This window comes from uncultured Actinomyces sp., from assembly GCF_963526355.1.
Lineage (GTDB): Bacteria > Actinomycetota > Actinomycetes > Actinomycetales > Actinomycetaceae > Actinomyces.
In genome coordinates this window covers 1-6,517 of sequence record NZ_CAUROW010000099.1, presented here as the reverse complement: position 1 = coordinate 6,517, position 6,517 = coordinate 1, and the positions used below count along the sequence as shown (strand labels likewise).

The following is a 6,517-nucleotide window of genomic DNA, read 5'->3' as shown; positions in this document are numbered from 1 at the left end:
GCGGGCGGGCCCGCGCCACCGGGAGCCGCAGCGCGGCGCGCAGGCGCACCGGCATGGCCGCCGACAGGTCTACGCTGAAGACCGTGCGACCCTTGAGCGGGTCGCCGCCGGCACGCGGATCAGTGGCGAGAGCCGTGATGACATCGATGCCCTTCTCCCACGCGATGACGACCTGCGCCCCATGCGCATCCAATTGGGCGCGGATCTCCTCGGCGGGCGCCAGCGGGTTGTGCTCGGCCACGATGGCACCGATGCGCAGCGCCCCGTAGAGGGCAACGGCGTGCTGCGGACAGTTCGGCATGATGAGAGCCACCCGGTCACCCTTGTGCACGCCCGAGGTCCGCAGTACCTGTGCCGCGCGCTCCGAGGCCTCCAACAACTCACGATAGGTCAATGTGGCGCCCAGGAAGTCGATGGCGACCCGGTCCGAGTAGAATCGCGCGGCAGTCTCCAGCAGCTCACTCAAGGGTGCGTCGGGAACCTCGATCGCCGCAGGAATCCCCGGCTGGTAGTGAGGGCGCAGGTAGTGGCGGTAGTCCTCAGAGGCCTGTTGCGGCCGGACCGCGGCGTTGATCGTGCTGTTAGTCATGTCTGTCGTCGGGGTGCGATGTGGTTGGTACTGGCTGCCGGGTCTGAGAACTTCAGTGAGAGCCCCGGTCGCTCCTGTCGTCGTGCTGACTGTCGTCCTTGCGGTCACTACGGCCAGGCAGGTGCTCGACGATCGAGACGGCCGCCGCCGTCGCCGCCCCGGAGGCCGCCTCCCGGGCCGCCAGGAGCTCCTCGCGCACGACGCGTCGCAGCACCTTGCCGATCTGGGATCGGGGCATCTCGGTCAGGATCGCGATCTGACGTGGCAACGCGTAGTTGGACAGGTTCTTGGCGGCCCATTCGCGCACCTGCTCCAGGGTGACCGTCTGGCCCTCCTTGGGCAGGATCGCTGCGACGACGGACTCGTTACCCGCCTCAGCCGGCAGGCCGACGACGGCGACATCCTCCACCTGTGGCATCGAGCGGACCGCTGCCTCCACCTCCGTGGGGTAGATGTTGAAGCCCCCGGAGATGATGAGCTCCTTGCGGCGGTCGGAGATGACGTAGAAGCCGTCCTCCTCCTGGCGCACCAGGTCTCCCGTGCGCAGCCAGCCTCCGGGCAGTAGTGTCTCGGCGCTCTCCTCGGGGTTGTCCCAGTAGCCGGTGAAGACCTGCGGGCCTCGGGCCAGCAGTTCGCCGACCTCGCCGGGCGCCACCTCGCGCTCGACGTCCTCGGGGTCCACCAGTCGTACCTGCGTGGAGGGGTAGGGCACGCCCAGGGTGCCGGGGCGGCGCGCCGGTGAGATGGGGTTGCCCAGGATGATGGGGGAGGACTCGGTCATGCCGTAGCCCTCGATGATGGTGCCTCCGGTGGCCTTCTCCCAGGCCTGAGCCACGGCCAACGGGTTGGGGGCCGCCCCGCACACGGCGATCTTGCAGGAGGACAGGTCGGCGCCCGTGGTCCGGGCCTTGGTTACCAAGCGATCAAACATGACCGGCACCCCGGGGAAGAAGGTGGCCGGGCGCCTCTTCCAGGCGGCCAGGACCAGGTCGGCCCCGAACTTGGGCAGCACCACCTGGGTGGCGGCCAGCCCCACCGCGCACAGCAGCGACAGGGACATGCCGAAGGCGTGGAAGAAGGGCAGGACGGCATAGAAGGTCTCCTTGCCCGCGCTCGTGGTGCGCGAGGCCCAGACCAGGGACATCTCGGCGTTGGAGCGCAGATTCGCATGCGTCAGGCACACCGCCTTGGGCGTACCCGTCGTCCCGCCGGTGTACAGCAGCGCGGCCGTCTCGGAGACACCCGGCAGGGGGAATCCTGTGGCCAAGGGGATGGCGGAAGCTGCCAGGTCGTCCCACGAGCGCACGCCGGCCGGCACCTTGCCGCGCAGCTCACGGCGCTGGGTGCGGGCGGCGGCCACCGGCAGCCTCAGGGCCAGGCGGCTGCGCAGCGGAAGATGACGGGACAGGTCCACCGAGTACACGCTCAGGCCCCCCAGGCCCGCCGCCTCCAGGGAACCCACTGCCGCCACGAGGCGCTCGAGGGTCTTCTCCCAGGCGATGATGACGCGCCCGCGATGGATGTGGAACTGCTCGCGCAGCTGGACGGCCGGCGCCAGCGGGTTGTGCTCGGCCACGATCGCCCCGATGCGCCAGGCCGCGTAGGCCAGGACCACGTGCTGAGGACAGTTGGGCAGGATGAGACCGACGACGTCCCCGCGCCCGACCCCCAGACCCCGCAGGGCCTCTGCGGCACGCGCCACCTGGGTCTGCAGCTGGGAGTAGGTGGTGGTGGCGCCCAGGAAGTCCAGAGCCACCCGGTCCGGGTAGTCCCGGGCGGCGTCGCGCAGCATGCAGGACAGGGGCTCACTGACCGCGGTGATCGTGGTGGGCACCCCGGCTGTCCGGTAGACGGCGGCGAGGACCGCGTCCCGTGAGATGTCCGGGCCGGTCGCCGTCGAGGTGTCGCCGCCCTGACCGGGCCCGCTGCTGCGTTCGGCGAGGTCGTCGGCCTCCTCGGATGCCGACGTGCGTGGAGCACTCATGGGTCTTCCCCCTTGTCTGCCGTAAGCCCTCCCCTGCTGGAAGGGTCCCGCTCGCCGCGGGTGTCGCACGGCGCGACGGCGAGAGGTTAAGAGCAACCGTAACCTACGGTGGCGTAACCTGGTGCCCAGCTCCGCCGACGATCACCTGCGATCGTGCTCACCGTCTCTTTGAGCCGGCGCGTACCTCGAGCCCCCGCGGTAACGGGGCGCGACTGATCACCCGCAGGCGTTGCGTGGGGCGGGTCATCGCCACGTACAGGTCACCCGCGCTGCGCTCACCGATATCAGCCGGGTCAATCAGTACGACGACGTCGAATTCCAGTCCCTTCGACAGGACCGGGCTGACCACCAGCAGCCGCGAACGTAACACGTCCCCGCCGGGGGCCTTCATCAACATGGCCAGATCTGGATCCTGGAGCAGCAGCGCCTCAGTGCGGCGAGGCGAGGGGGTGATGACCGCGATGCGCCCGACGCCAGTGCCCAGCTGCTCATCAAGACGGGCCGACTCCTGGCTCACAGCCTTGCGCAGAGCCTGCGCCCAAACACCGGAGACCTCCGCGTCTGCCAACTCCTCCGTGATCTCATCACCCGCCACCTCGGTAACCTGCGTGATCTCCAGACACGCCGGCAGATCGCGCACTGAGCGCACCGGGTAGACCGGCGGGTGACCCAGCTGTGTCACCGTCTCCTCAGCCACCTCCATGATCGTGGCCGGCGTACGGTAGCAGACGCTGAGCGCCTCCTCATGCAGCGGGGTCGACCCGCCGCTCGGACGCCCCGACCTGCGGCCCTGCCGGGAACGGGGCCGGTGACGGGATTGGGGCCGGACCCGCCCGTCGGATTCCTCGGGTGGGGTCGTCCCCAGGGCGGACAGAACCTCGCCCCAGCTGCCGGGGGCATGGGGACCCGAGTACTGGGCCAGATCGCCCACCACCGTGAAGGAGCGCACCGGGCAGCGACGCGCCAGCGCCCGCCAGGCCATAGCGCCTAGTTCCTGGGCCTCGTCAACAACGATGTGCCCATAGGTCCACGTCCGATCCGCCCGCGCCCGCTCGGTCAGGGAGAGGGTGGGGCCGCCCTGGGAGACGCGGTCGGCAAGCATCTCGGCGCTGACCATGCCATTACCCAGGTCCTGGGACTCGATCGCCTGGGCCGCGTAGGCCACCAGGTCCTCGCGGCGCCGGGTCTCCAGTCGGGCACGCCGAGCCTGGGCGTCCTCGCTGGGCCCCAGTAGCTCAGCCAACTCATCGATGAGGGGGATATCCGCGGCCGTGAGCCCGCTTCCCGCCTCCCGGTGCAGCAACGTCCGCTCCTGCTCGCTCAAGGACGGTGCCACCTGCTCCAGGAGGGCGGGACGGTTCCACAGGCGCTCCAGCAGACCCTCCGGCGTCGTCGGCATCCAGCACAGGTTGATCTCCCGACGGGAGTCGCGGGCGGTACGGATGTCCTCACGAATCCATGCCCGCGTGTCGGTATCCGAGGCGTCCTGATTCGTGGCCGCCGCGTACTGGTCAGTCAGACGTTCCAACAGCCACAGCACAAAGGCCTCTCGGGCCAGGTTGTGGGGCTTGCCTCCACGCCGGGCCCGCGACGCCGCCTCGCGCACGTCGCTCGGTTCCAGGGTCAGGCGCACCCCCTGGACCTCGATATCACGCGGGGCCTCAGGAACCCGCTGCAGGCCCCGTACTGCGGCCTCCAACGCCTTGACCCACAGGGAACGCCCCTTGATCTCGGCGATACGAGCATCCTCCCGCGCCGTGGCCCGCACTCCCGGCACCAAGTCACCCATGGTCGTTGAGACCACGCCCGTCTCACCCAGGGAGGGCAGCACCTGCTCCACATAGCGCAGAAAGGTCCGCGACGGTCCCACCAGCAGTACACCGGAGCGCTCCAGGCGCTCGCGCTCGGAGTAGAACAGATAAGCCACCCGGTGCAGCGCCACCGCCGTCTTACCCGTCCCCGGGCCTCCCTGGACCACGAGCACGCCCCGGCCGGAGGAGGTGACGATTCGGTCCTGCTCGGCCTGGATCGTGGCCACGATGTCAGCCATTCGGCCGTCGCGGGCCGCGGACATCGCAGCAATGAGCGCTCCCTCACCCTGCAGCTCCCCGGCAGCTACACCGTCCCCCGACGAACTCAGTGGGACACCCTCGGCTTCCAGGGCATCCAGGTCGAGGACCTCGTCCTCCACCCCCAGCACCCGACGGGCCCGGGTATCAATGTGCCGACGGCGCACCAGCCCCATGGGATGAGAGGCCGTGGCCTGGTAGAAGGCCCGGGCTAGAGGAGCTCGCCAGTCCAGGATCACCTCGCGGTGCTGAGCGTCCTGCAACCCGATACGGCCCACATAGTGGCGCCGTCCTCCGTCGGTCACCGGCGAAGAGCTGCCGACGTTTCGATCCGAGACGGCCTCGGCGCTGCTGGACCCTGCTGGTCCTGCCGAATCGCGGGGTGCTCTGCTCATGTCCATCCGTCCGAAGACCAGGCGGTCCTCGACCCCTTCCAGGGAGGACACCAGCGAGGAATAGTGTGCGGCGTAGGCGTCCCGCTCCCCACGGGACTGGTGCGTGCCGCTGACGCCCTGGGCCTCCGTGCGCGCCAGGGAACGACGGGCCTGGGCCAGCTGGCGGTCCAGCTCGCTGTAGGCGAGGTCGACGGTCTGCTGCTCACCGCGTAGCTCGCGCTCGCGGGTGCTGTCCGCATTGTCCAGTGACCGTTCGGGTGCGTCCCGCTGAGGCTGTGTCGGGTGGGAGGGGATCGTCTGACTCACAAGTCCTCGCATCGCTTCGGGTTCTGTCCGGCTGGTACTCGACTGCCGCCGGCCGGCGCTGGTTGGCGCTGACGGGTATGGGGTCCGGTGATGGCTTCAGTAGGGTCGAACCATTATTCTCCTGCTGGGGCTTCAGGTGGGGACGCCGAGGGCGAACACGTCACCTGCGCCTCGGGCGGGTGGGAACATCCACAGCACTGGGGGCGTTGGCAGGAGTGCCGAGGACACTAACCGCCGTTGCCGAGTACGAACCCTGGCAAACCCTGACAAAATACCGAATCATGCTCGAGTCGGCTTCACCGGAAAGAGTCAGTGCACGGCCAAGTACCGACTGAGATCATCTGAGATCATTGCACGAGACAGGCCATACGACCCCCGGGACGCGTCGCGGGGGTGGGGGCGAAGCAGACCAGACAGGAGGAGACGGGCTCGTGAGACCACTGTTCACCATCCAGCACCCCGCGGATCAGCCGATCTCCCCAAGGGTCCTCATCCACTATTTCCAAGGCGCCATGGACGCCGGGCACGCCGGCGCCCTGGCCGTCGACCAGCTGCTCATGACGCTGCCCAGCGAGCGCCTGGCCACCTTCGACATCGACTCCCTGATGGACTACCGTGCCCGTCGCCCCACGATGACCTTCGTCCACAACACATACTCCTCAGCGGTCATGCCCGAACTGGTTCTGGACCTTCTCCATGACGACGACGGTGAGGACCTCCTACTGCTTCACGGCAGTGAGCCGGACTACCGGTGGGACGAGTTCGTCGGGGCTGTGGCGCACCTGGCGGTCTCCATGGGTGTGAGCCAGGCGGTCGGCATGAGCGGCATCCCCATGGCCGTGCCCCACACGCGCCCGACCTACGTGCACCATCACGGCAGCCAGCCCGATCTGTTGCCCAGTCAGCCCGAGCTCTTCGGCCATGTCGAGCTGCCCGGGTCGATGTCGGCCTATCTCGAGCTGCGGCTGGGAGAGCTGGGCCTGGACTCCCGAGGTGTCTCAGCCGCGGTTCCGCACTACGTTGCCCGCGACGAGTTCCCACAGGGCGCATCGGCGTTGCTGACCGCCGTCGTGCAGGCCACGGGCTTGGCCCTGCCGGTGGGGGACCTGGAGGCCGCCGCCAACATCAACCGCGCCGAGATCAACGCCGAGGCCGCCCAGCAGCCGGAGGTCAG

4 protein-coding genes are annotated in these 6,517 nt (G+C 69.0%); 1 reads left to right on the top strand and 3 read right to left on the bottom strand.

Annotated features, from left to right (window positions below; all coding sequences use genetic code 11):
- The 3 genes from RWR81_RS11825 to RWR81_RS11815 form a co-directional block, all read right to left on the bottom strand.
- A partial coding sequence (locus RWR81_RS11825; RefSeq protein WP_314457936.1) for an AMP-binding protein occupies positions 1-589 on the bottom strand: 589 nt, incomplete at its 3' end.
- 52 nt (positions 590-641) lie between these two features.
- Positions 642-2,573 carry an AMP-binding protein gene (locus RWR81_RS11820; RefSeq protein ID WP_314457935.1) on the bottom strand — a complete coding sequence of 644 codons (1,932 nt, stop codon included), beginning with the start codon at positions 2,571-2,573 and terminating at the stop codon, positions 642-644.
- A 157-nt stretch (positions 2,574-2,730) separates the two neighbouring features.
- On the bottom strand, positions 2,731-5,355 hold the full coding sequence (locus RWR81_RS11815; RefSeq protein WP_314457934.1) for an AAA family ATPase: 2,625 nt from the start codon (positions 5,353-5,355) through the stop codon (positions 2,731-2,733).
- Positions 5,356-5,774: 419 nt separating this feature from the next.
- Between RWR81_RS11815 and RWR81_RS11810 the strand changes: the two genes are divergently transcribed.
- On the top strand, positions 5,775-6,517 hold a 743-nt coding region (locus tag RWR81_RS11810; protein ID WP_314457933.1), incomplete at its 3' end, for a PAC2 family protein.